The 24,078-nt window shown below is 70.5% G+C and carries 21 protein-coding genes and 3 pseudogenes; 12 read left to right on the forward strand and 12 right to left on the reverse strand.

Annotated elements, in window-relative coordinates:
• Positions 1 to 105 precede the first annotated feature (105 nt).
• The 6 genes and pseudogenes from HJD23_RS42130 (at position 106) to HJD23_RS42160 (ending at position 4,042) form a co-directional block, all read left to right on the forward strand.
• Positions 106 to 309: a hypothetical protein gene (locus HJD23_RS42130; RefSeq protein WP_171117351.1), complete on the forward strand. Its 204-nt coding sequence runs from the start codon at positions 106 to 108 to the stop codon at positions 307 to 309.
• A 96-nt stretch (positions 310 to 405) separates the two neighbouring features.
• Positions 406 to 900 (forward strand): hypothetical protein, encoded by a 495-nt coding sequence (locus tag HJD23_RS44570; RefSeq protein ID WP_232107678.1) that lies wholly within the window; start codon positions 406 to 408, stop codon positions 898 to 900.
• Between the two features lie 370 nt (positions 901 to 1,270).
• Positions 1,271 to 2,401 (forward strand): annotated as a pseudogene (locus HJD23_RS45125) (IS630 family transposase).
• Between the two features lie 21 nt (positions 2,402 to 2,422).
• A complete protein-coding gene (locus tag HJD23_RS42150; protein WP_171117353.1) occupies positions 2,423 to 2,836 on the forward strand; it encodes a cytidine deaminase in 414 nt (137 codons plus the stop codon).
• A gap of 136 nt (positions 2,837 to 2,972) precedes the next feature.
• Positions 2,973 to 3,515 (forward strand): winged helix-turn-helix domain-containing protein, encoded by a 543-nt coding sequence (locus HJD23_RS42155; protein ID WP_171134130.1) that lies wholly within the window; start codon positions 2,973 to 2,975, stop codon positions 3,513 to 3,515.
• Positions 3,512 to 4,042 carry a transposase gene (locus tag HJD23_RS42160; protein ID WP_180686789.1) on the forward strand — a complete coding sequence of 177 codons (531 nt, stop codon included), beginning with the start codon at positions 3,512 to 3,514 and terminating at the stop codon, positions 4,040 to 4,042. Before HJD23_RS42155 ends, HJD23_RS42160 begins: the two co-directional genes overlap by 4 nt.
• A 1,122-nt stretch (positions 4,043 to 5,164) precedes the next feature.
• Here HJD23_RS42160 and HJD23_RS43195 read toward each other — a convergent pair.
• The 5 genes from HJD23_RS43195 to HJD23_RS42180 form a co-directional block, all read right to left on the reverse strand.
• Positions 5,165 to 5,401, reverse strand: coding sequence for a hypothetical protein (locus HJD23_RS43195; protein WP_197973181.1), 237 nt, complete (start codon positions 5,399 to 5,401; stop codon positions 5,165 to 5,167).
• Positions 5,402 to 5,462: 61 nt separating this feature from the next.
• Complete coding sequence (locus HJD23_RS43200) at positions 5,463 to 5,801, reverse strand: hypothetical protein (RefSeq protein WP_197973182.1); 339 nt, start codon at positions 5,799 to 5,801, stop codon at positions 5,463 to 5,465.
• Between the two features lie 206 nt (positions 5,802 to 6,007).
• Positions 6,008 to 6,370, reverse strand: a complete 363-nt coding sequence (locus HJD23_RS42170; protein ID WP_171134132.1) for a hypothetical protein — start codon at positions 6,368 to 6,370, stop codon at positions 6,008 to 6,010.
• Between the two features lie 581 nt (positions 6,371 to 6,951).
• Entirely contained in the window at positions 6,952 to 7,104 is a 153-nt protein-coding gene (locus tag HJD23_RS42175) for a hypothetical protein (protein ID WP_171110424.1), read from the reverse strand.
• A 102-nt stretch (positions 7,105 to 7,206) separates the two neighbouring features.
• The gene (locus HJD23_RS42180) at positions 7,207 to 10,419 is read right to left on the reverse strand and encodes a CHAT domain-containing protein (protein WP_171110425.1); all 3,213 of its coding nucleotides are present in this window, start codon (positions 10,417 to 10,419) and stop codon (positions 7,207 to 7,209) included.
• A gap of 136 nt (positions 10,420 to 10,555) precedes the next feature.
• Here HJD23_RS42180 and HJD23_RS42185 point away from each other — a divergent pair, with 136 nt between their 5' ends.
• The 4 genes and pseudogenes from HJD23_RS42185 to HJD23_RS42200 all read left to right on the forward strand — a co-directional run.
• The gene (locus tag HJD23_RS42185) at positions 10,556 to 10,957 is read left to right on the forward strand and encodes a hypothetical protein (protein ID WP_171110426.1); all 402 of its coding nucleotides are present in this window, start codon (positions 10,556 to 10,558) and stop codon (positions 10,955 to 10,957) included.
• A 4-nt stretch (positions 10,958 to 10,961) separates the two neighbouring features.
• On the forward strand, positions 10,962 to 11,912 hold the full coding sequence (locus HJD23_RS42190; RefSeq protein ID WP_171110427.1) for a hypothetical protein: 951 nt from the start codon (positions 10,962 to 10,964) through the stop codon (positions 11,910 to 11,912).
• A 73-nt stretch (positions 11,913 to 11,985) separates the two neighbouring features.
• Positions 11,986 to 12,162, forward strand: a complete 177-nt coding sequence (locus HJD23_RS42195) for a hypothetical protein (protein ID WP_171107099.1) — start codon at positions 11,986 to 11,988, stop codon at positions 12,160 to 12,162.
• 14 nt (positions 12,163 to 12,176) lie between these two features.
• Positions 12,177 to 12,404, forward strand: a pseudogene (locus HJD23_RS42200) (Rid family hydrolase); the annotation flags it as partial.
• A gap of 18 nt (positions 12,405 to 12,422) precedes the next feature.
• On the opposite strand, the gene HJD23_RS42205 reads toward HJD23_RS42200, so the two are convergent.
• The 6 genes from HJD23_RS42205 to HJD23_RS42230 all read right to left on the reverse strand — a co-directional run bounded on the left by HJD23_RS42205 (position 12,423) and on the right by HJD23_RS42230 (position 20,650).
• The gene (locus HJD23_RS42205; RefSeq protein ID WP_171110428.1) at positions 12,423 to 14,825 is read right to left on the reverse strand and encodes a glycoside hydrolase family 65 protein; all 2,403 of its coding nucleotides are present in this window, start codon (positions 14,823 to 14,825) and stop codon (positions 12,423 to 12,425) included.
• Complete coding sequence (locus tag HJD23_RS42210; protein WP_171110429.1) at positions 14,822 to 15,568, reverse strand: beta-phosphoglucomutase family hydrolase; 747 nt, start codon at positions 15,566 to 15,568, stop codon at positions 14,822 to 14,824. Before HJD23_RS42210 ends, HJD23_RS42205 begins: the two co-directional genes overlap by 4 nt.
• A 3-nt stretch (positions 15,569 to 15,571) precedes the next feature.
• A complete protein-coding gene (gene zwf / locus HJD23_RS42215; protein ID WP_171110430.1) occupies positions 15,572 to 17,047 on the reverse strand; it encodes a glucose-6-phosphate dehydrogenase in 1,476 nt (491 codons plus the stop codon).
• Positions 17,048 to 17,281: 234 nt separating this feature from the next.
• Positions 17,282 to 17,737, reverse strand: a complete 456-nt coding sequence (locus tag HJD23_RS42220) for a hypothetical protein (RefSeq protein WP_171110431.1) — start codon at positions 17,735 to 17,737, stop codon at positions 17,282 to 17,284.
• 703 nt (positions 17,738 to 18,440) lie between these two features.
• Positions 18,441 to 19,592, reverse strand: coding sequence for a glutathione-independent formaldehyde dehydrogenase (locus HJD23_RS42225; protein WP_171110432.1), 1,152 nt, complete (start codon positions 19,590 to 19,592; stop codon positions 18,441 to 18,443).
• A gap of 566 nt (positions 19,593 to 20,158) precedes the next feature.
• The gene (locus tag HJD23_RS42230; RefSeq protein WP_171111760.1) at positions 20,159 to 20,650 is read right to left on the reverse strand and encodes a flavin reductase family protein; all 492 of its coding nucleotides are present in this window, start codon (positions 20,648 to 20,650) and stop codon (positions 20,159 to 20,161) included.
• A gap of 256 nt (positions 20,651 to 20,906) precedes the next feature.
• Between HJD23_RS42230 and HJD23_RS42235 the strand changes: the two genes are divergently transcribed.
• Positions 20,907 to 22,226 (forward strand): M28 family peptidase, encoded by a 1,320-nt coding sequence (locus HJD23_RS42235; protein ID WP_232108044.1) that lies wholly within the window; start codon positions 20,907 to 20,909, stop codon positions 22,224 to 22,226.
• Positions 22,227 to 22,493: 267 nt separating this feature from the next.
• Complete coding sequence (locus HJD23_RS42240) at positions 22,494 to 23,150, forward strand: ATP-dependent endonuclease (protein ID WP_171110434.1); 657 nt, start codon at positions 22,494 to 22,496, stop codon at positions 23,148 to 23,150.
• A 229-nt stretch (positions 23,151 to 23,379) separates the two neighbouring features.
• Here HJD23_RS42240 and HJD23_RS42245 read toward each other — a convergent pair.
• A pseudogene (locus HJD23_RS42245) lies at positions 23,380 to 23,936 on the reverse strand (DinB family protein); the annotation flags it as partial.
• Positions 23,937 to 24,078: the final 142 nt, after the last annotated feature.

Consider the following 24,078-nt stretch of genomic DNA (forward strand, 5'->3'; position numbering starts at 1 on the left):
TCATCACCGGCGACGCCCCGCTCTCCGCGTTCACCTACTGGGTCAACGGCCACCCCACCACGCTGAACAGCGTGCCGCTGACGTAGCGGCGGACCGTCGAGGGGCGTGCCGGGCAGCGTCGAGTGGCGGCTGCGCTTCACCTTCCCGTCGGGCAGGGGCAGGGTCCGCGTGTTCCGCGACGGCAACCAGACCACCGACGCCCGCCACCCGCTCGACCGCGTCCTCGGTTTCCCCGACCTCTACCCGTACGACGTAGACATGAGCGGCGCCAGCGCCATTTCGGGACCCCTCCCCGGCGCCGACGTCTAACCTCACCACCAACGCCTGCGAAGAGGGGGGACACCATGGCGAGTCGCGTGAGCAAGGTCAGCCTGCTGCCAAAGGACATCGGCAGTCTCAGCCGCCGTGCCGCGCGCCCTGCCGGGCACACTCTTCGTGCTGGGTGCGAACGGCGGTATGAGCGTGGCGCCGGACGCGGACTTCCTGTTGCTGTTCGGGCGCAACGAGCCCGACGTCCACGTCCGTGTCGGAGCGGGCGACACCTGCGTCAGCCGACGCCAGGGAATGATCATCCGCCACTCCTCGCGCTGGGTGCTGCACAACACCGGCAAGCTGCCCATCCGTTTCCCCGGCTCACGCCTCGTACTCCGCGGCGATCAAGCCCAACTGCCCACCGGATACACCCCGTTGTTCGTCGTCTCGCCCCGGCAGGAGCACCTCCTGGAGGTCCGGATCGCCGCGCCGGCGCCGTCGTCCGGCCCGGGGAACGGCGTCGAGGCGTGCGGGGACAAGACGTATGAACAAGGGCGCAGAGACCTCAGCCCCGAGGAGAGACTGGTGCTCGTCTGCCTCGCCCAGCGCTACCTCCGCAACAACCCACAGCCGCAGCCCCTGACCTAGGCGTAGGTCGCCTTCGAACTGGGCGAGCTGCGACCGGGCGAGCGGTGGAGCGCGAAGCGGGCCGCCCACATCGTCGCGCACGTACGCAAGCGGCTCAGCAAGGAGGACGGCGTCCCCGGACTGCTGGAGGAAGAGGTACCGCAGCCCGTCGGCAACGCCCTCAACCACAACCTCATCACCGACCTGCTGGTCACCACGACGATCACCAAGTCGGACCTGCGCAAGCTGGAGGAGTGACCGATGAGAGCCAGGCTCGGCCCCGAGACCCATTCAGAGTTGCCAGCATCTAGTGCCGTATCAGGCAACGTTTGCCCTGTGACGCGCCGTCCCGGTGCTGTGCCGGGCGGCGCGTGGCCGTCACCCTGTCCGGGTGGCAGAACGGGTACGTGTACGCGAGATCGACGATGACGAAGGCAGACGACTGCTGCGGATGGTCCGCCGGGGCACCGGGTCAGTGGTGACCTGGCGGCGGGCCCAGATGGTCCTGCTGTCGCCCAGGGCATGCCGGTGGCGAAGATCGCCGAGGTCACCTTCACCAGCGCGGACCGGGTCCGGGATGTGATCCACAACTTCAACACCGACGGCTTCGACTCCCTGTATCCGAAGTACAAGGGCGGCTGGCCCAAGACCTTCACCCTGCCCGAGCGCCGCGAGATCAAGAAGATCGCGAAGTCCAAGCCGACCGAACACGACCTGCCCTTTTCGACCTGGAGCCTGACCAGGCTGGCGGACTTCCTGGTCGCCGAGGGGGTGGTCGACGACATCAGCCACGAGGGCCTGCGCATCCTGCTCCGCGAGGAAGGCGTCTCGTTTCAACGCCTGAAGACCTGGAAGACCTCCCGCGACCCCGACTACGCGGCCAAGAAGGCCCGCGTCGAACACCTCTACGCGATCGCCGACGGCGAGGTCATACCCGAGGAGGGCGAGCCCGAAGTCGTCTTCTGCATGGACGAGTTCGGACCGCTCAACTTGATGCCCCGCCCAGGTCGGCAGTGGGCCGAACGAGGGGCAAGCACAAGGTCCCCGACCGCGAACCTCGCCGCAGGCGGCGGGCGACCTACAACCGCTACGGCGGAGTACGCCACCTGTTCGCTGCCCTGGACCTGGCCAAGGACAAGCTCTACGGCCACATCAAGCCGGTCAAGAAGCGCACCCAGTTCCTGGAGTTCTGCCGCTACCTGCGCAGCCTCTACCCGCCCGGGGTCCGGATCGCGATCGTCTGTGACAACTTCTCCCCGCACCCGACCACGAAGAAGTGCCAGCGGGTCGGCACCTGGGCGGCAGCGAACAACGTCGAGATCGCCTACACCCCCACCAACAGCTCATGGCTCAACCGCATCGAAGCCCAGTTCACCGCACTGCGCTACTTCACCCTCGATGGCACCGACCACGCCAGCCACCACGAGCAGGGCAGCATGATCCGCCGCTACATCATCTGGCGAAACCGCCACGCCGACGACCGGCCCTACGCGCCGTCGTCGACAGGGCCAACGTCGCCTGACCGTGCAAGAAGGCAGAGAAGATGACCACACAGACCGGCCGTGTTGACCACGAACTGATCCGGGCAGCCGCGCACGTCGCGGCCACACGCTGTCGGGGCGACAACCACACCATGGCTGCTGCGGCCCGCGCCCGAGACGGCCGGATCGTCACCGCGGTGAACGCCTATCACTTCACCGGAGGCCCCTGCGCGGAGCTGGTGCTCATAGGCGCCGCTGCCGCCCAGGGTGCCTATGACCTGGACATCATCGTCGCCGTGGGTGACCGCGACCGAGGCGTCGTGCCCCCATGTGGCCGCTGCCGCCAGGTCCTTCTTGACTACTTCCCGGCCCTCAAGGTCATCGTCGGGACAAACGACGGCCTCCGGACAGTGCCCGTCACCGACCTGCTTCCTGAAAGCTACGTCTGGGCGGACCACCAGCTCGACGCTGAGTAGAGCGCACCACTCAGCACCACATGACACCCCCAGGCGGTTACAGGGCAAACGTTGCCTGATACGGCACTAGAGATCTTTAACGGTGCGGGTTACGTCGGGTCGTGACGGCTGTCGTGGGCCGCGCTATGCCGGGAGAATGAGGTATCCCGATGGTGGTGGATTGACGGCCGAGGAACGGGCTCGGCGTGAGCAAGTCCGGCTCGCGGCTGCTGACTTGATCGAGGCCGGGGCCAGTGACCGGGAGGTGGCCCGGCGGTTTAGGGTGACCCGGATGTCGGCGAACCGCTGGCGGCGGGCGTTGGCTTCGGGCGGTCGGCAGGCGCTGGCCTCCAAGGGACCCGGCGGCGCCCGCTGCAAGCTCGGTGCGGCACAACTTCGCGTGCTGGAGGCGGTGTTGGATGCCGGCCCGGCCGCCTCCGGCTGGAGTGACCAGTGCTGGACTCTGGCGAGGATCGCCGAGATCGTGCGCCGCCGGTTCGGCGTCGAGTACACCCTGGCCGGGCTGGACCTGCTGCTGCACCGCATCGGCTGGAGCGTGCAGGTCCCCTCCCGCAAGGCCACCGAGCGGGACGAGGCGAAGATCGCCGCCTGGAAGGACGAGCAGTGGCCCGTCACAAAAAGAGGGCGGCGGACTTGGGCGCCTGGCTCTGCTTCGAGGACGAAGCCGGCCAGGGCCTGAGGCCGCCCAAGGGCCGCACCTGGGGCCGCCGGGGCCACACCCCGGTGGTGCGGGTCACCGCCGCGGGCACCAAACGCGTCTCAATGGCGGCGCTGATCTGCACCAAAGCCGGCCACCGGCCACGGCTGATCTACCGCATCCACCTCGACCGCGGCCCTGCCAAGGGCCGACGCAAGGGCTTCACCGAGACCGACTACGCCCGCCTGCTGGATGCCGCGCATCAGCAGCTCGGCGGCCCCATCGTGCTGGTCTGGGACAACCTGAACGCGCACGTCAGCCGCACCATGCAGGAGCTGATCGCCGCCCGATTATGGCTGACCGTCTACCAACTGCCTCCGTACGCTCCCGAGCTCAACCCCGTCGAGGGCGTGTGGTCGCACCTGAAGAGGTCACTGGCCAACCTCACCAAACACAGCCTCGACCAACTCACCGCGTTGGTGAAGACGCGACTGAAACGGATGCAGTACCGCCCTCGCCTCATGGAGGGGCTCATCGCCAAGACCGGGCTCGACTTCCAACCGCCGTAACCTCAGCCGTTAAAGATCTCTAGTTAGGCCGCCCGCCGCCCACCGCCCCGCGCGAACAGGCCCGGCTCGTCCTCGGTCAGCCAGCCCGCTCCACCAGCCGTTTCAGCTTCGAACGAAACCCCTCCACCTTGTTGTTGTCCGTCGACAACCCCAGCGCGGCTCACAGATGATGCGCCCGCATCGGATGCACCGCGTCCTGCGACACCTCGGCGACGTCCCGGTACGAGCGCGGCAGCAGTCCGCCTCAAGCCCCGGCTCCCACTGCGGCACCAGCCGCACGGCGATCCTGCCTGGCTCCGGTCCACCGACACCAGGACTTCCCCCGCGGCCTCGTCCATGGACACCGTCGCCGGACAGGATCCCGGTCATCGTCTCCCGGGTGATCTCCAGCCCGGGACAGCACAGCCTCCCGCTCGGCAATGCGACCAGCCAACTCCTCCATCCATGAGCGAAGTTCACTGATCTCGGCCTGAGCAGTCGCCTCCCGCCGCTCGATCTCCTCACGCCACGACACCATCGGCGCCACCCGCGGAATCCACCCCCTCGACACCATGACGATCGAGCAACCAGGACCCAGTCAGCAACCATGCAGGTCAAAGGTCCCTACGAGGGAGCCACACCCAACCGGGTTCACCGGGCTGATCTGCACCTGCTCCCAGAACTCGTCCAGCAGCGGGTCGTTCTGGGCGAGGATGAACTGCCTGCCGTAGTAGAGGAATTGGTTGGCCGGAACGCTTCCAGCGACGGCTGGATGACACGCACGCAGAACAGGCACGCGGCGCCGGTCCCGATCTGGCCCCTGTCCCGGGGCACCGACCGCAGGACGGAGACGTGGCGGTCGGGCTCGTTGAACCCACTGGCCTGCCACCGGTCCTGCCAGGTTTGGCCCGGGAACTCGCTCAGATGCTGAAGGAGGTCCCGGGCGGCGCGGCTTCGACGCCACCGGTTGTCCGCCGACTTCGTCGGCCAGGTCGTGCGTACCGCCTGCGCGATCTCCTCGACACCGGCGCGGGTCAGATCACGCTGCGGGCGCGGCGCGGACTGCCGGGGCGGGCGAAGGCGCGGCGTCGACGCTGACGAAGCGGCTGACGCCCTTCTTACCCTGACGGGACCCCACCGAGGTCAGCCACCGAACACCGCCTTGATGTCCTCAGGGTCGTAACCTGCGGCGTAGACGCGCTGCAGTCGGGGCCGACTGTAGCGCCCAGTCGGCTTGTCATACATGTCCTCCACCCTCGCGGTCAGATAGCGGCCGGTGGTGTCCAAGTACGCGTGCCGCAGGATCGCCTGGACCTCGGCCAGCGTGAGCCGCTCGTCTCCGGCCATCCTGGTGGCCGCCGTGTGCCTCGCGTCATGCAAAGTCCAGTCGTGCCCAGCTTGTCGTTGGCCCGCTGCAAGATGCGGCGCATCGCCCAGTACGTCAGCGGCCTCTGCTCCCCGCGCCGGGTGCGCCACACCGGCTGCCCCGACGCGGGAGCCCATCGGTGGCCAGGTAGCGGCCGAGGTAACGGAAGGCGTCAGGGGACGCCGGCACAGCCTGTCGCTCACAGGTTCTCTTGCTGACCACGTGGACCAGATGGCCTGCCCAGTCGATGTGCCCCAGGCCGACCCCGAGCATTTCGCTCGCCCTGGCACCAGAGGACACATAGAACTCCAGCAGGGCGCGATCGCGATCGCAGCCCATCTCCGCGAACAGCTTGTCCCACCGCTGGTCGGGTATCGCGCGCGGTGTCTGTGCCGGCACCACGGTGATCTGCACACGGCGGAATGGCGGACCGCCGTGTGCAGGGTGCCGCGTCACGAACTGGTTGCCCGATAATACGAACAGGAGGGCGCTACCTATCGGCTGGTCACACCCGACGATGATGCATCGCGCCGGGCATGGCTGGACCTCGTGCATTCGGACATAAGGACCTGGACCACCCGCATCGCCAACTTCCTCGTCCGGCAGGGTGATACCGCGGATCAGCTGTAGAAGGTTCCCGCGTACCAATTCTTGCCGGTACCGACGGCGTAGTTGTAGCCGCTGTCCTCATAGGCCGTCGCCAAGCTGAAGCACCGCCCCCCGCTGCCCTTCGGCAGTTCCTCGTTGTACGCGGGCCCTCTGTCCGCCGCATTCGGGGCCAACATCACGTGCGCACCGTAGCCATCCGCGGGGGTTACACAGAATCGGTCTCCGCCGTCGTCATAACCAAATGAGACGTCATTGTACGATTTGCCGAAACTGTTTGCGAGGGCCGCCGGAGCGGCCCCAACGATGATGGCGAGTGAGAGACCAACCGCGGCGATGCCGACGGCCGGTTTCGACAAGACTTGAGCGCGTGCCATGGACTACCTTCTCCAATCCCGAAGTCGTACGCCGGTCTCAGGCGCCGCGTCGTGACTTTCTCGCCGTCGATGTCGGTCGCTTGGCATGAGCCGCCCGCGTTTCCCACTGTGCGCCCGTCCTGGCGGCGCTGCCAGTGTAATCCCAAGGTCACCAGCCGCCGGCGTGGCCGTCCTTGCGGGGGTCGGAGCCGGCACGGTAGACGCCGTTCACCGGGCGTTGGTAGGCCACGCCGGTGCGGTTCCCGGCCCGTGGGATCAGGTATGGCGGGACAGGGCTGCTAAGCCCCGACCAGGACGGATACACACTGACCGCCTGATCCATCACTGCAAAGGAGCCGCACCCATCTGGTTATGGCGCAGGTACCGGACGACCTGGGCCCCGGCGCGTAGCACGGCGCTGCGACCGTGCGTGTGCACCAGGGCCAGTTGGGACAGAGCACGGGGTGACCGGGGCCCAGCGACGGATGCGGTCCGGGCGCAGGAGGTAGCGGACCACGTCCGCCGGGCGGAACGGCACGCATTCGACGCTCTGGTGCTCCCACCGGTCGTTGACGCCCCGCGAGATGCGCGAGCGCAGGGCGTCACCTCGGCAGCCGGCGGTCGAGTTGCTCTGCCACGAGGAAGGTGAAGTAGTCGGTGGGACGCAGCCGCAGCCGGACGGTCGCGTGGTTGTCGAGCACGGTGCGGGAGATCTCCAGGCCCTCCATCCCGTTGGCAAGATCGATTCCGGTCACGGCTCCGCAGCGTATAGCCCGGCGGGGTTCGGCATCTCACCAAGTCCCTCAACGCGTTGAGCGGACCGAAGCGGAATCCGGTGGGGAGCGCAACGGGCCGGTTCACGCGCCCACGTGCAGGTGGGCGGCCCACAGCGAGGGGGAGAGGCGGGTCCGCTCCCGCAGGGTGCGTATCGCCGTGTGCAGGGCGTGCGCGCAACGTCCGAAGGCGAGCGTGCCCTGTGCGGTGCGCAGACCCGCGTAGAAGGCGTCGGCGATCTCGACGGACGTGTCGTCCGCGGTCTCCCACAGCGTGCCGATGACGTGCGGGAACCCCGCGAGCTGGAAGGCGGACCCGAGATGGATCGCCTCGTCCACCAGCTGCTCGGCGTCGACGGCGGCCGTGCGGCACGCCGACAGGAAGGCCAGCCGGACCTCGTCCAGACTCAGCGGCGTGAGGCTCGCGACGGTGAGCGGCGCGGTGGCGTGGTCGGCCAGCAGCAGCCGGCTCCTGGAGGGGTCCGCCGGATCGGTCTCCCCGTGGCAGGCGAAGTGGGCGACGTGGCAGCCGGGCAGGTGGGCCAGGACGTGGTCGCGGGTGGGCGTGCGGGCATCGGAGCCGCCGGGTTCCAGCAGGACGTGCCGGGGCAGCCGGTCGAGGAGCATCTCGCGTTCCATCTCCACGTGGGCGAGGTCCCGGTCCGGGAGTCCGGGCGTGGCCGGCATCGCGACGATCAGGGCACGGTCGCCCTGCGGCGGAGCCGTTGGGGCGCCGTCGCGCCGCTGGGCGTGACGCAGGGCCCGTACCGTCGGCGCGTACGACGAGACAACCCGGTCGACGACGGCCCGCCGCAGCGGGTCGGGCTCCGTGCGGGTGCCGTGGTATCCGGCGGCGTGCAGCGGGAGCAGGCTCAGCAATCCGCCCGGCACCCACCACACCCGGGGCCAGTCCGCTCCGGCAGGGGGCTCCCGGTCGAACCCCAGCCGCAGCAGCACGGGTTCCGCGACCACGTCCCACAGCCATTCGAGGAGCCCGCTCAGCCTCTTCTGCGCCTCCCGGCGCCGGTCGCCGTCCGGGTCCGTGGTGGCCTCCCGCAGCGCCTGTTGGAAGGTGCCCACGGCCCAGTGCAGATCGTCGTTGCGCAGCCGGGGGAGTGCCATGGCGCTCACCCCCTCCGTGGTGAGCAGCAGCGCGCTGCTGCCGTAGCCGCTGACGTTGACCACGACGACCGGCCCGTGCTCCGCGCCGCGCAGCAGTTCCGGGGCGGAGGGCGGCAGCCCGAAGGACTCGAAGCCGTCGCCGAGGGAGCGGATCTCGTCCAGTACGGCCGCGAAGTCACGCGCCGTCGTGTCGCGCGGCCGGTGGATCGGCCCCTGCGCGACGCCCGTGCCCCCGAGGAACGCGGAATCCTGCGACGGTACGTCGAGTGCCTCGCGCAACGCGACGAAACGGGCCGCCAGTTCGGGATGCCCCGCACGGAGTTCGGTGAGGTCGCTGCGCGTGTCGAGGGCCTGGCTGAGCAGCACCCCGCGGCCCGTCTCCAGCAGCTGGAGCGCGCGCAGCGCCCGGTTCGGGTCGTCGCGGCGGGCGAGGGTCCACTGGGCGGCATCCGCGGCCAGCCCGGCGAACTCACCGAGTGTGTACTGCTGGTCGTGGCGCTCCAGGTGGCGCGGGGCGACCGAGGGCAGCAACTCGACGGCCGTCCGGAGCAGATCCCCGGCCCGTGCGTCCACGGCGTCGGCCAGCAGCCGGGAGCCGTGCCGGGCGGCGGTCACACGAGTGGAGGGCGGCGCTGTCTCCTCGGCGGCGGCCCGCCCGTACGCGGCGATGGCCTCCTCCCGGTCCGCCGGGTCTCCGGACTGCCGGAACCTGGTCCGCAGGGCCTCGCCCAGGGTGAGGAGTCGGTTCCCCAGCTCCGCGTGCCCTGGCGAGGTGGCCGCCACCGACGAACGGGCCACGGTGACGGCCTCGTCCAGGTCCGCCGGTACGGCGCCCGAGGTGCGGGCCCGGTTGGCGAGCGCCCCCGCCAGGTGGGACAGACAGGTCGTCCGCTCGATGTGGCCGCCCGGAACGGCGTCGACCGCCGCGCGGAAGGCGGAGATCACCGGGTCCCAGTCCCGGTCCGGCTGTCCGGCCAGGACGCCGTACAGGAGCCGGACGTGCAGAGCGATGCCGAGCTGGAGCAGCACGCGCCAGCGGTGGACATGATCGACCGGGATGAGCCGGGCGGCGGCCCGCTGCGCGGCGACCGCGGCGTCGCAGTCCCCCAGGTCCCTGGTCCGGTGCACCCGGAGGGTCAGGGCGTACCCCAGGGTCGTCTGCACCGACCAGCGGTCGGGGTGGTCCGGGCCGATGGCGTCGAGTGCTTCGCGCAGCGCCGTGACGGCTGTGTCCAGATCCGCCATGCCCCGGAACCGGAGGAACCGGCCCATGAGCGTGTCGGCGAGATTGTTCAGGCGGTACATCCGGCGGGGGTCGTCCGGGGCACTGGCCTCCACCGCCTGCCGGCCCACCGTGATCGCGTCGTCCAGGTCGGTGGGATCCGCGCCCCGCTGGAACCGGTACCTCAGGGCCATGCCCAGATTGGACAGCGCCATCGGGCGACGGTGATCGCCCGGGGGAACGCAGGCCACCGCCCTGCGCATGGCCGCGATCGCCTCGTCCAGATCCGGGAGGTCGCCGTACTGCTCGTACCGGCTGCGCAGGGCACCCGCCAGACCGTTCAGCCGGAGCACCAGATCGGAGTCGTCCGGACCGGTCGCCTCGACGGCCGCGCGGTAGGCGTCGATCGCGGCAGCCAGGTCCTCGTGCCTCGCACGGCGTTCGAAGCGCGTCTCCAGGGCGATCCCCAGGTTGGCGAGCCGCTGCGCCAGCCCGGGATGACCGGCGGGCGTCGCCTTGAGAAGGTACTCGCACTGCTCGATGACCGTGTCGAGGAGGACCGGATCGGAGGAGACGAGGATCTGCTTCAGCCGGGGAACGACGAGGTCCTCGGCGGCGTTGGCGATGTGCCGCACCAGGTCGCGTGGCAGGTCGCCGATGCCCGCGACAAGGCACGGGGCGAGCAGGTCCACCACGGCGGCGAGCGCGGCAGGGGTGCGGTCGTCGTCCCAGGGCTGCGCCATCTCCTGGAGGAACGCCAGCCAGCCGAGCCGGTACGCGGCCTCGACGTCCCCCGGCTTCTCGGCAAGGAGCGCTCTCAGTGCCCCCGCTTCGGCGTGCGCCTGCGCCGACCGCACGAGGGCGGCATCCCCGCTCGACTTCACCTGCCGCAACCGCATCCGTACGGCGGCCAGGACCCCGTCACGGGCGGGCGGCCGCGGTTCGCTGTCCATCGGGCGCCGACAGTAGCCCAAAAACCCGTGGGACGGCTGGAGTTGACAGATCGTCCCCGGTCTCGCCACTGTGCGGATTCCGCCGACCATCACGCATCGCCCGCACGAGCAGGTCGTACCGCCACCGGAGAGAAGCATGACCGACCGACCCGCCTGGCAGGCCAGGCGCACGGCCGAGGCCCTGGCCCACTTCTGCACCCATCTGGAGGACATTCGCGACGAGTTGCGCCGAGGGGCGAGCCGGGACGACGGCCCCGTGGACCGGCTGCTGGCGGCCGTACGGGACGACGGGGACATCGACGAAGCGGTGCGCCTGCTGCACGAGCACCTCCAGGCCGACGGCGACCCGCGCGGCCTGTACGGACGCACGCGCGGCACAGGCGCCCAGCTCGCGGGCTTCGGCGCCGCCGACCGGCCGATGAAGATCTATCTCTGTCCCCATCGCCGCTGCACCCGCTACCACTGGCCCGAGACGGCACCGGACGGACCGCCCACCTGCGACCTCGACGGCACGCCCCTGCTGCTGAAGAGCGTGTGACCCGGTGAACGGACTGCTGGCCGAACTCGGCAAACGGCTCGCCGAACGCTGGTTGTCCCTCCTGGTGCTGCCCGGTGCCCTGTTCCTGGCCGTACTGCTCGCCGGAGCGCGCCTCGGACACGGCGCCTGGTACGACATCGCCGCACTGCCCGGCCGGCTCGACCGCGCGACCGGCACCCTGACCGGCTCCACCGCGCACCTGCTCGTCCTGCTCCTGGCCTTCCTGCTCGCCGCCGCGGCCTGTGGTGTGGTCGCCCAGGCGCTGGGCTCCCTCCTGGAACGCCTCTGGCTGGCCGCCGACTGGCCGGGCTGGCCCACACCCACACACCGTCTCGTACGACGGCGGATCGCACGCCGCCGCGGCCGCTACGACCGGTGGCGCGACCGGGTCGGACGGGCCAGGGCGGCACAGCACCTGGACGGCGCCGATCCCGACACGGCCGCACTCCAGGTGGCCGTCGCCCGCCACCGGCTCCACCGGGTCGCCGACGACCGGCCCGACCGTCCCACCTGGACCGGTGACCGGCTGCGCGGCGTGGAGTCCCGACTGCGCGACGACCTCGGCGTCGACGTCACCGTCGTCTGGCCGCACCTGTGGCTGCACGTCCCCGACACCACCCGGGCCGAGGTCACCGCCGCCCGGGAAACGATGGGCCGGGCCGCCACGCTGACCGGGTGGGGCCTGCTGTACGTCTGCGTCGCCGCCGTGTGGTGGCCCGGCGCGCTCATCCCCCTCGTGGTCGCGGCCACGGGCTGGGTGCGCTTCCGCGCCGCGACCGACGCGTACGCCACGCTCGTCGAGGCCGCCACCCGGCTGCACTGCCGGGATCTCGCCCAGCAACTGGGCATGGGCGACAGCGGCCCCCTCACCAGAGAGACGGGCACCGCGCTGACGGCCTATCTCGCGGAGGGCACACCTCCACCGCCGGACCTGCGCCTGCCGATTGCGCAGTGACCCGGCGCGCAGGCGGTGCGGGCGGCCACCGGGGTGCCGTTCTGCGGCTGCGGAATGGGCGGGCCGACGCGGCGTGTTCGCAGCGATGGAGGTGGTGGGGATGGCGATGGTGGTGGTGCCGGCGGCCTTTGGCCGCCGTCTCGCCCCGAGCGCCCCGCCACCCGAACCTCCTGGCGCTCTCACCGGAAAGGAACACTGCGCAGTGACCAACGACCAGCGCACCATCACCAACCCGGCCACGCTGCGCTGACCAACCTGCGACGCGCCCTCGAAGGCGTCGGGCTCGGCTTCGAGCACGTGGTCCGGCTCGGCTCGTACATCGTCGAGCACGACCTGGCCAAGCTGGAGATCCTCGGCAAGGCGCTCCACGCGGCGTTCGGCGAGCGGCTGCCCGCACAGACGTTGAGCGGGGTGGCCGCGCTCGCCCTGCCCGGGATGCTCTTCGAGATCGACGCGGTGGCCGTACGCCCCGCCGACCACGCGACCGAGTAGACCTCCCCCCGGCGTCGGCTAGTTCCCAGGGCACTCGGTGACACCACGGGACCCGGACGGCTCGCGCCGCACGGGTTCACGCCCCCGCGGCTGCCGAGGCTCCGGTCGTGAGGGCGCGGGCGGGATGGCACGCTCGGTCGGCTCGTCCGCCGTGACGGTGAACGGTTCGCCGTGGTGGAGCAGCTCCAGAGGTTCGCCCTCCAGAAGGACGTAGCGTGCCGTGCCGTCGCGGATCTCGACCCGCAGTCTGCGGCCCCGGATCAGCACGGTGAAAGCGAGACGGACCAGCTGACCGGGGAGGCGAGGGGCGAACCCCACCACCGGCTCCCCCGCACCGGCGCCGCCGTGCTGGCGCATGCCTCCCAGCCCCAGCACCAGGGCGATCCAGGTGCCCGCGAGGGAGGCGATGTGCAGCCCGTCGCGGGTGTTGTGCTCCAGGTCCTTCAGGTCCATCAGGGCGGCCTCGGCCACGTAGTCCCAGGCGAGTGGAAGATGTCCGGTCTCGGCGGCGAGGACGGCCTGGCAGCAGGCGGAGAGGGAGGAGTCCCGGACGGTGAGGGCCTCGTAGTAGGCGAAGTTCCGGGCCTTCTCCTCGTCGGTGAAGGCGTCGGGGCAGGTCAGCATGGCCAGGACGAGGTCGGCCTGTTTGACGACCTGCTTGCGGTAGAGGTCGAAGTACGGGAAGTGCAGCAGCAGGGGGTACTGCTCCGGTTGCGTCGCCTCGAAGTTCCACCGCTGGAGGGTGGTGAAGCCCGCCGACTGCTCGTGCACACCGAGCCGGTCGTTGTACGGCACGGCCATGCGGGCTGCGGCGTCCCGCCAGGCGGAGGCCTCCTCGGCCGACACTCCCAGGCCCGCCGCCTCATCCGGGTACCGGAGGACGCAGTCCGCGGCGGCCTCAAGATTCCGGCGTGCCATCACGTTGGTGTAGAGGTTGTCGCGGGCGATGGCACTGTACTCGTCCGGCCCCGTGATCCCGTCGATGTGGAAGACGCCCGCGGAGTTCCGACAGCCCAGCGAGTGCCACAGCCGGGCGGTGTGCACCAGCAGCTCCAGGCCCGGCCCTCGCGCGAACTGTTCGTCACCCGTGGCCGCCACGTACCGCACCACCGCGTCGGCGATGTCCGCGTTGACGTGGAAGGCGGCCGTGCCGGCCGGCCAGTAACCGGAGCACTCCGCGCCGGTGATGGTCCGCCAGGGGAAGGCGGCTCCCGCCAGACCGAGCTGGCGGGCCCGCTCCAGCGCCGCGGGCAGGGTCTCGTGCCGCCAGCGCAGCGCCGAGGCGACGGCGTGCGGAGCCGTGAAGGTGAGGAGCGGCAGCACGAACGACTCCGAGTCCCAGAACGCGTGCCCGTCGTAGCCGGTCCCCGTCAGGCCCTTGGCCGGTACGGCGCGGCACTCGGCCCGAGCGGCCGCCTGCAGCACGTGGAACAGCGCGAACCGGACGGCCTGCTGGATCTCCTCGTCACCGTCCACCTCGACGTCCGCCCGGGACCAGAAGTCGTCGAGGTAGGCCCGCTGTTCGGCGAGCAGACCCTCCCATTCGGAACTGCGGGCGGCCGCGACCGCGCCCTCCACCTGATCCCGGACGGCGGGCAGCGACCGCTGGGCCGACCAGCCGTACGCCACGAACTTGACCAGCCGCAGCCGCTGACCAGGGGCCAGCGTGGCCGTGACGGTGAGGCGGCTGACGTCGGGTTCGCTCTCGGCCGACCAGGACGTGCCGTCGGGCCCCTCCACGAGGTGGTCCGCCGCCGCACCCACCCGCTGGACGCTGTGGCCGGTGCAGTGCAGCAGACGCAGCCGGGTGCCCCGAGCGAAGTCCTCCTCCGCCCGCAGCGGTGCGTCGATCACGGCGGAGACCCGGGGATCGCCGGAGGTGCGAGGGAGCTGCTCATTGGCGACCAGCTCCGACTGGACGGCCACGGTGACCGGCGTGTCGAGCGGCTCCACCAGATACTCCACGGCGGCGATCGCCCGCTGGGTGAAGGACACCAGACGGCGGGAGACGACGCGGACCCCGGTCCCGGCCGGGCTGATCCAGTCCACGGTCCTGCTCAGCACACCGGTGCGGAAGTCCAGCACCCGCTCATGGGCGGCGAGTTCGCCGTAGCGCAGGTCGAACGGCTCGTCGTCGACCAGCAGCCGGATGATCTTGCCGTCGGTGACGTTGATGGCCGTCTGGCCGGACTCCGGGTAGCCGTACCCCGCCTCGGCGTACGGCAGCGGATGCACCTCGTGCACCCCGTTCAGGTACGCGCCGGGCAGCCCGTGCGGTTCCCCCTCGTCGAGGTTGCCGCGCCAGCCGATGTGCCCGTTGGCCAGGGCGAACACGGACTCGCTCTGGGCCAGGACGTCGAGGCTCAGCTCGGTCTCGCGCAGGCACCAGGACTCACAGGCGAAGGACGGGTGGGTGATCACCGCGATGCCTCCAGCAGCTCGGCGAGGTCGGTCACGACGAGGTCCGCCCCGTGCCGGCGCAGCTCCGCCGCCTGGCCGACCCGGTCGACCCCCACGACGACACCGAAGTGCCCGGCCCGCCCCGCCTCCACACCGGCCAGGGCATCTTCGAACACCGCCGCCGCACCGGGATCGACGCCGAGGAGACGGGCACCGGCGAGATAGGTGTCGGGCGCGGGCTTGCCGCGCAGCCCCTGCTCGCGCGTGGTGATGCCGTCGACACGCCCTTCGAACAGGTCCTCGATACCAGCAGCGATCAACACGTCACGGCAGTTGGCGCTGGAGGAGACGACGGCGCGCCGCAGCCCGGCCTCCCGAGCCGCCCGCACAAAGGCCACCGACCCCTCGTACGGCTCCACGCCCTGCTCGCGGATCATGCGCAGCACCAGCTCGTTCTTGCGGTTGCCCACGCCGTGCACGGTCTCCCGGTCCGGCCCGTCGTCCGGTGAGCCCTCGGGCAGTTCGATGCCGCGCGACGCAAGAAAGGTGCGTACGCCGTCCTGGCGGGGCCGTCCGTCCACGTAGTCGTCGTAGTCCTGGACGGCGTCGAACGGCACGAAGGCGCCGCCCTCGCGTGCGGCGCGCTGCCGCAGAAAGGCGTCGAACGTCTCCTTCCAGGCGGCGGCGTGGACCTTCGCGGTCTGCGTCAGCACGCCGTCGAGGTCGAACAGACAGGCACGGATGTGATCGGGAAGTCCCAGCACGGCTCACCGCCCGTCCGGCAGATACCAGTGATGGGGCCGTACGAGCCGCTGGATGCTCTCCGGCCCCCAGGACCCCGGGGTGTACGGCTCGACCGGCGGCGGGTCCTTCAGCAGGGGCTCGGAGACCTCCCACAGGCGATTGATGCCGTCGGCGCTGGTGAACAGGGCCTGATCGCCCAGCATGGCCTCCAGGATCAGGTGCTCGTAGGCCTCCAGGGCGTGGTCCTGGGCGAAGGAGCCGGCGTAGTCGAAGACCATCTCGGCCGTGCCCAGCCGCATGTCGGGTCCGGGTTCCTTCGCCAGGAAGCGCGCGGTGATCCGGCCGGGGTCGTCGAAGTCGATGGCGAGCGTGTCGGAGCGGGCCGCCGCGCTGTCGTGGGCGACCGCCGGGAACATGCGCAGGGGCGGCTGCCGGAAGGTGAGGGTCACCATGTGCCGTCCCTCGGCCAGCGCCTTGCCGGAGCGGAGGTAGAAGGGCACCCCGGCCCAGCGCCAGTTGTCGATCTCGACCCGGAGCGCGGCGAAGGTCTCGGTGTCGGAGGCGGGGGCGACACCCGGCTCGTTGCGGTAGCCCTCGTACTGGCCACGCACCACGTGCGCCGGGTCCAGGGGCCGCAGACTGCGGAAGACCTTGTCCTTCTCCTCCCGCAGGGAGCGCGCGTCGAGGGCCGACGGAGGCTCCATCGCCACGAAGCCGAGCAGCTGGAAGAGATGCGTGACGATCATGTCCCGGAAGGTGCCGGTGCCCTCGAAGAACCCGGCGCGCCCCTGGATGTCGATGCTCTCAGGGACGTCGATCTGCACATGGCTGATGTGCTCGCGGTTCCACACCGGCTCGAACAGTCCGTTGGCGAAGCGCAGCGCGAGGATGTTGTCGACGGACTCCTTGCCGAGGAAATGGTCGATGCGGAAGACGCGGGACTCGTCGAAGACGGCGTGGAGGGTGCCGTTCAGGGCGCGGGCCGAGGCGAGGTCCGTGCCGAACGGCTTCTCCACGATCACCCGGGCGCCCTCGGACAGGCCGGTCGCGCCGAGCATCCTGACGACGGAGCCGAACGCGACCGGCGGCACGGCGAGATGGAACAGCCGCCGAGGGCTGCCACCGACGGCGCGCTCCGCCTCCCGTACGGCGGCCAGGAGCGGGGCCGGATCGCCGGGGTCGGCGGCCCCGAACGACAGTGCCCCCTCGAACGCCTGCCACTGGGGCCCTTCGGGCGCCGCCCGGCCGAACCGGTCGACCGCCTGCCGGGCCTGCTCGCGGAACTCCTCGTCGCCGAGGGAGTCGGCGGCGGGCGCCGAGCCGACGATGCGGTACCGCGTGGGCAGCAGGCCCGCCCTGGCCAGATGGAACAGACCGGGCAGCAGCTTGCGCCGCGCCAGGTCGCCGGTCGCCCCGCAGATGACGATGACGTGATCGTCAGGGAGTCGGCCGGTCGGGGCGACGGAGCGGGTGACGTCGTGCCGGTCGTCAGTGGCCATGCTCTGCTTCCCCGTCCTCGGCTGACCCAGGGTCCTACACCGCACGCTAGCGGCGACGGCGAGCACCGGCTGAGCGGGCGTGCTCCAGTTGGGGGGCGGCGGCACTGAGCCGATCGGGGCGGGCAGCACGTACAGACATGTCGCGCTCCCCGTCCTCACCGCGGGGTGGGCGGTCCGCCGCTGGGACGCCGCATCGCCCACCCTGCGCTCGATACCGCACTGCTCATGGACGGGTCACCAGATGCGCTGGCACCCCCGGGGCGCGCGGTCGGGGTAGTAGTCGCAGACGTTGATCTGCACGCCCTGGACGTTGTGCAGGGTGGTGTTGTAGTTCCCGTTGGTCTTCACACGCTGCATCGACTTCCAGCTCCACACGCCGCCGCTGTACTTGCGGTAGCTGAGGTACAGGGACGCCGCCCAGCCGTCACCGCTGCACCGGTCCGACACGGTGATGTCGAAGTACGCGTCGTACGTGTCGTAGGTCGAGGTCTCCCCGGTCTTCTCGTAGGTGTATACGCCGGAGGCACGGGAGCACCCGGTCGTGCTCGAGCCGCCGACGGGCGCCGCGGTGGCGGAGGCGGGTAAGGCCAGGGCGGCCGTTGCGGCCAGTACCGTGCCCACGGCGACCCTGCGTATGTTCACGTTCAGCCGAGATCCCTGCATGAACTCCTCCTCTTGTGTGTGAGGCATGCCGATGTGGATGGCGATTGCGCGGCATTGCCCGGATGGGCCCCTTTGGGCGGGGCGGCGTCCCCCCCGTGACCTGGCCCGGCGGGGCGCCACAGAGTCTTCTGACCGTCGGTGCACCGGGGCAACGGCATCCGCCTGTCCCGGACACGGTCAGGCTGTCCGGCCTGGTCAAGCCACTGTCCGGAGCTGGTCCCGGACAGCCGGGCATGGGGTTCATGGCGTGGGACGGAGGGAGCAGACGCGGTCGTGGGGGAGTGCGAGGCGATCCGCTGGCGGCGGCGACTCCCGGCGGGCCTACGACCAGGACGGCCCCCAGCACACCGCGGGTTGGGGGCCCAGGAGATGTTGACGATGGCGAAGGTGCCGTAGGCCAGCGCCGCGGCGTTCACCGCGAGGCCCCAGCGGCCCAGAGTGAACTCCCCCTGCGCCATCCATCCCTTGGGCCGGGCGCGCAGCGCTTCGCATCCGACCGGTGCCGATCGGCTCGACGGTCAGAAACATGGCCCATCGGGTGGGCGGCCGCCGTGTGGCGCACCGCCGCGATTGCGTCCTGGACGGCTCGCTGCATGCACTGCACAGGGCTCGCCCGGCCTCGCGCGTCGTACGCCGGCCTCGCGGACCCGCAGGGCCGGTCCGTCCGGCGACTCCCGGTGCGCTCCGTGCGATGACGGGTCCGGGCACGGTGCGTGCCCGGACCTGTGGCTTACGCGGCGAGGGCGTGGCCGGGGTGCAGAACGACCTTGGTGTAGCCCTCGATGCGCTTGTCGAACTTCTCGTACGCCTGCGGCGCCTGCTCCAGCGGCAGTTCGTGGGAGACCACGAAGCTGGGCTTGGCGCGCCCGGCGATGATCAGGTCGCGCAGCTGGCGGTTGTACCGCTTGACGTTGCACTGACCGGTGCCCATCTGCTGACCCTTTTCGAACATCCTGCCGATGGAGACCAGCAGCTGGCCGTGCTTGGCGTGCTCGTCGGGGCCGCCCGGGTCGGAGGGCACGTACAGGCCCGGCACGCCGAGCAGGCCGGTCGGCCGTACCGTCTCGACGAGCGCGTTGAGGACGATGGCGGGTTCCTCGTGGCTGGCGTCGTGCGCCTGGGCCTGGTACCCGACGGCGTCCACGCCCTTGTCGGTTCCTTCTCCTGCCGTCTGCTCCTTGATCTGCTCGGCCGGGTCTCCCTTGGTGAAGTCGATGGGAATGGCTCCGATCTCCTCCGCCTTGGCGAGCCGCTCGGGCACCCGGTCGACGGAGAACACCTTCGAGGCACCGCGCAGCAGCGCGGAGTAGGCCGCCATCAGCCCCACCGGACCGGCCCCGTAGACGGCCACGCTCTCGCCGGGGGAGACCTGGGCGAGTTCGCATCCGTGGTAACCGGTCGGGAAGATGTCGGCGAGCAGGACGAAATCAGTCTCGAACTCGTCACCCGGCGGCAGCTTCAGACAGTTGAAGTCGGCGTACGGTACGCGCAACCGTTCTGCCTGGCCACCGATGAACGGGCCCATCGCCACGTATCCGTAGGCCCCACCGGCGAACCCCGGATTGACCGTGAGACAGAACCCGGTCCTCAGGGCGAGGCAGTTCTTGCAGAATCCGCAGGCCACGTTGAAGGGCATCACGACGCGATCACCCTTCGCCAGTGAGGTCACACCGGAGCCGACCTCCTCGATGATGCCGAGGTTCTCGTGTCCGAAGACGATGCCCGACTCGGCCGCCGTGCGGCCCTCGTACATGTGCAGGTCGGAGCCGCAGATCGCGGACGACGTGACCCGGACGAGCACGTCGTTGGGGTGCTGGATCTGCGGATCGTCGACGTCCTTCACCGTGACACTGAAGGGCCTCTCGTAGACAACGGCTTTCACCTCTGTCACCTCCCGTCGAGCGCTGGAGGCGGCAGCGAGGATGGGCCGCTGCCGGGGACGTACACAAGGGCGCGGCCATCCGTGTGCGCGGTGGCCCATGGGCTCGCCTCACCGCCCGTACTTCCAGGTAACGCCCCCGGGTCGGGGGGTGCAACTCGCCTCGGCGTTCATCGGCTTGGGGAGTTCTGGGGTGCCGGCGTGGTGGTGGGAAACGGTGCGCCGAGCGACGGGTCCGCCGAACGGCACGCGGGGCAGATGCTCTGAGCGTTGCGTCCGTAGCGGTGCGTGAGCCCCTGACAGCGCGGGCAGTATCCGACCTCGTCAGGAGCACAGCCCAACAGATGAGCGGCGGCTGTCCGGTCGGTCGCGGGGTCGATGCGCTGGGGCATCTCGTCCATACGTCCGAATGTACGTCCAGTCACTCCTGTGCGAGACGGTGCATCGGACACCCCCGCGGCGACGCGCTGTTTATCGCTGACGACTCTACGAAGCGGCGGAGGGCGGGCCACAGGCGGGCGACGGCGCGCGTGCCGGACATATGGGTGCCGGAGGACGAGCGAGCGGGGTCAGTCCACGGGATGGCCGGGTTCGATGCCGCGGGCGTCGCTGAGCCGCAGCAGCGGTGTGCTGGAACCCTCCCGCGCGCCCCACTCGACCGGGTCGAGGACGAACCCGATGTGATCGCCGCCGTCGGCGTGCCTCACGACCCGGCCGACGAACCACGCCTCGGTGTCCTGAAGGACGACGGCGCCGCCGTACCCCTGCCGCCAGCGGACGTCCTGGAACTTGTCGACCCCGTCGTCGCCGGTCCGCCCGCCGAAGATCTCGGCCAGCCCCACTTGTTCCCGGGCCAGCAGATGGACGGCCAGGACCTGTGCGGACCGCGCCACCCGGAAGGTGCGGTTGACCTCGGACAGCCACACCACGAACCGCACCGGGCGCAGGGAGCACTGCGAGGCGAACCCGACCAGGCACCCGGCCCGTTCCCCACCCGCCGCGGCCGTCACCACGCACATATCGGGATCGAGCCGACTGGTAAACGCGTCCATGTCATCCATGTGATCCATGTCCGCCATACTCACGCCCCTCCTGCCTCTCCCGCCGCCGTCGGCCGCACCCTCGGGCGTCCGCTGAGCGGACGGCCGTGACCGGATATGGCTCTTGACGCGGCATCACCACCTGACTGAGCATCAGGCGCACACAGCACCCGCACAGCTCTGGCACCACCGATCCAGGCACCGTTCGAACTCCCCACCTCGACGAGAAAGTGCGGCTCCCCACATGACACATTCGAGATCCAGCCTGCCCAGGACGATGTCCAGACGTATGGCCGCCGTGGCCCTCGTGGCGGTGGCGGGCCTGCTCGCCGCCTCGCCCACGTCCTCGGCGACGCCCGACCGGACCGGGGCGGCCGACATCGGCGACGGGACCCTGGCGGCACCCGACATCCCCCTCAGCAACGTCAAGGCCCACCTCACGCAGTTCCAGTCGATCGCCACCGCCAACGGCGGCAACCGGGCGCACGGCCGTACCGGCTACAAGGCCTCGCTCGACTACGTGCAGGCCAGGCTCGACGCGGCCGGATTCACCACCACCGTCCAGCAGTTCACCTATTCCGGCAGCACCGGGTACAACCTGATCGCAGACTGGCCCGGCGGGGACCCGAACCAGGTCCTCATGGCCGGCGCGCACCTCGACTCCGTCTCCTCCGGCGCCGGGATCAACGACAACGGCTCCGGCTCCGCGGCCGTACTCGAGACGGCCCTCGCCGTCTCCCGCGCCCAGCTCCAGCCCACGAAGCACCTGCGGTTCGCCTGGTGGGGCGCCGAGGAGCTGGGACTGGTCGGCAGCAGGTACTACGTGAACAACCTGCCCTCCACCGACCGCGCCCGAGTCTCGGGCTACATCAACCTCGACATGGTCGGCTCCCCGAACCCGGGCTACTTCGTCTACGACGACGATCCGGCGATCGAGAAGGTCTTCAAGGACTGGTACGCGGGCATCGGCGTACCGACCGAGATCGAGACGGAAGGCGACGGCCGCTCCGACCACGCGTCCTTCAAGAACGTCGGCATACCGGTCGGCGGCCTGTTCACCGGCGCCAGCCGTACGAAGACGGCGGCGCAGGCCGCCAAGTGGGGCGGCACCTCCGGCCAGGCGTTCGACCGGTGCTACCACTCCTCCTGCGACACAACCGCCAACATCAACGACACCGCGCTGGACCGCAACAGCGACGCCCTCGCGCACGCGATCTGGACGCTGGGGACGGCGGATCCGCTGCCGCCCGGCGAGTCGTACGAGAACACCACCGACGTCGCCATCCCCGACAACGCGGCCGCGGTGACTTCGGCCCTCACGGTCTCCGGCCGCACCGGAAACGCGCCGGCGGCGCTCCGGGTCGGGGTGGACATCAAGCACACCTGGCGCGGTGACCTGGTCGTCGACCTGCTGGCGCCGGACGGCACGGCGTACCGGCTGAAGAACTCCAGCAGCTCGGACTCCGCGGACAACGTCATCGCCACGTACACCGTAGACGCCTCCAGCGAGACGGCGAACGGAACCTGGCGGCTGCGGGTGCAGGACGTCGCCGCATGGGACACGGGCTACATCGACAGCTGGAAGCTGACCTTCTGACCGATCGGCTGCGTGTGCCGGGTGGCGCCGGCACACGCAGCCGAGAGGCTCCGAGGCCGGTGACTTCTCAGCGAACCCGCTCTGCATGTCGGCTCCCGCGGATTCCCGTGCCCACGGCGCCCGCATTGCGTCCCCTCGACCGGATCACGCATATGACGGTTCACCCGGACCTGCACCTCCTCCGGCTCTTGAGTGACCGCCTGCCGGAAAACGTGCGTGCGTACGGGATTTCCGCCGTGCCAGGATGGCGCCGGGAAGCGAGGTCTCGTGGACGAGTTGACGCGATTCCGCCTGGCGCTGGTCGCGTGGGCGGCCGGCGGAGCAAGGGCGGATGCGGCCGCCGCGGCGGCGCGGGAGCTGGCCGGCGGCGGCGTGCGGACGATCGTGCTTGTCGAGGGCAGCAGTGATCAGGTAGCTCTCGAAGCGCTGGCCAGGCGCCACGGCCGTGACCTCGGTGCGGAGGGCGTCGCGGTAGTACCGCTCGGAGGTGCGACGAACATCGGGCGTTTCCTGGACGTCTGCGGTCCTTCGGGGCTCGGCCTTCCGCTGGCCGGTCTCTGCGACATCGGCGAGGAGCGGCATTTCCGGCGTCATCTGGAGCGGGTCGGGCTCGGGTCCGGTCTCACGTACGCCGGTCTGGAGACCCTCGGGTTCCATGTGTGCGTCGCCGACCTGGAGGACGAGTTGATCCGCGCACTCGGGGCCGAGGGCGTGCAGCAGGTGATAGAAGCCCAGGGCGAGATGCGCCCCTTCCGCACCTTCCAGGGCCAGCCGGCGCAGCGGCAACGGCCCGTGGAGCACCAGTTGCGGCGCTTCATGGGCACGCACAGCGGTCGCAAGGCGCTCTACGCGCAGGCGCTGGTCGCGCACCTGGACATCGAGCGCGTCCCCCGGCCGCTCGCGCGCCTCCTCACCCACGTTTGACCCGGAGCCATTGCTCGCGTGTCGGCTACGACCCGGGCAGGGCCGCATCCGCCTGACGCTCCACCCCACGCCGCGGGCCTGTTCCAGCGCACCATTTCCAGTGCCTGACCTGACACATGACCCATGTCAGTGCAGGGGCTCGCCATCCCCCCGGCGAGCCCTCCAGGCACCGCCACCACCCCTTCTGCGGGCGGCGGTGCCGGGGCGCGTCGTATGGCGAGGGACGGGTCATGCTCTTCGCGCCGTCCAGGGACTCGCGGATGATGTCGGCGTGACCGGCGTGCTGGGCCGTCTCGCCGATGATGTGCAGCAGAACCCGGCGCACGGACCAGCACGTGCCCGGCTCGTGCCAGGGGCCGACGGCAGCGGCTGGGACAGGTCCAGGTCGGGCAACGTGCCGACCAGTTCGTCCGTCCGGCGGGCCACCTCGGCGTACTCCTCCAGCACCCCGGCCAGCGTCTCGCCGGGCAGCATCCGGAACTCGTCGGCCCGCCGGGCCCAGTCGGCGTCGGACATGTCGCTCCAGTTGCCCAGCACCTGTGGGCCGTGCTGGATGAAGTCAACCCAGGATCGCTCGGCCGAGGTGACGTGCTTGATGAGGCCGCCCAGGCACAGTTCGCTGACGGTGGTCCGCCGCCCGGCCTGCTCGTCGGTCAGGTCACGGGTGGTCAGGCGCAGCAGCCGGCGATGGTGAGCCAGGGCCTCCAGCAGGTCGGCGTACTCGCCGGTGACGTCGGGCGAGGGCGAGGGCGTGGTCGGGGTGGTGGCGTGTGGCGTCGCGGTCATCGTCTCCGGCTTCCGTCGGTGGTGTTCCGTGGACGAGCTCCACGCTAGGAGCCATATAGGCCGGATCCCGTCCTAAATGCGCAGGATCGGCCCGGGAAAGAACACCTCGACCACGGCGGCTCCCCGCAATGGGAAGACGCCC

The organism is Streptomyces sp. Z423-1, assembly GCF_013009255.1.
In the GTDB taxonomy this organism is placed as follows: Bacteria; Actinomycetota; Actinomycetes; order Streptomycetales; family Streptomycetaceae; genus Streptomyces; species Streptomyces gossypiisoli.

Coding starts and splice junctions, on each gene's coding strand:
- HJD23_RS42180 (WP_171110425.1), bottom strand. CDS start 10,419: ATGGACAGCGAACCGCGGCCGCCCGCCCGTGACGGGGTCCTGGCCGCC.
- HJD23_RS42150 (WP_171117353.1), top strand. CDS start 2,423: ATGACCACACAGACCGGCCGTGTTGACCACGAACTGATCCGGGCAGCC.
- zwf (WP_171110430.1), bottom strand. CDS start 17,047: ATGGCCACTGACGACCGGCACGACGTCACCCGCTCCGTCGCCCCGACC.
- HJD23_RS42155 (WP_171134130.1), top strand. CDS start 2,973: ATGAGGTATCCCGATGGTGGTGGATTGACGGCCGAGGAACGGGCTCGG.
- HJD23_RS42220 (WP_171110431.1), bottom strand. CDS start 17,737: ATGCCTCACACACAAGAGGAGGAGTTCATGCAGGGATCTCGGCTGAAC.
- HJD23_RS42235 (WP_232108044.1), top strand. CDS start 20,907: ATGTCCAGACGTATGGCCGCCGTGGCCCTCGTGGCGGTGGCGGGCCTG.
- HJD23_RS42230 (WP_171111760.1), bottom strand. CDS start 20,650: ATGGATGACATGGACGCGTTTACCAGTCGGCTCGATCCCGATATGTGC.
- HJD23_RS42185 (WP_171110426.1), top strand. CDS start 10,556: ATGACCGACCGACCCGCCTGGCAGGCCAGGCGCACGGCCGAGGCCCTG.
- HJD23_RS42170 (WP_171134132.1), bottom strand. CDS start 6,370: ATGGCACGCGCTCAAGTCTTGTCGAAACCGGCCGTCGGCATCGCCGCG.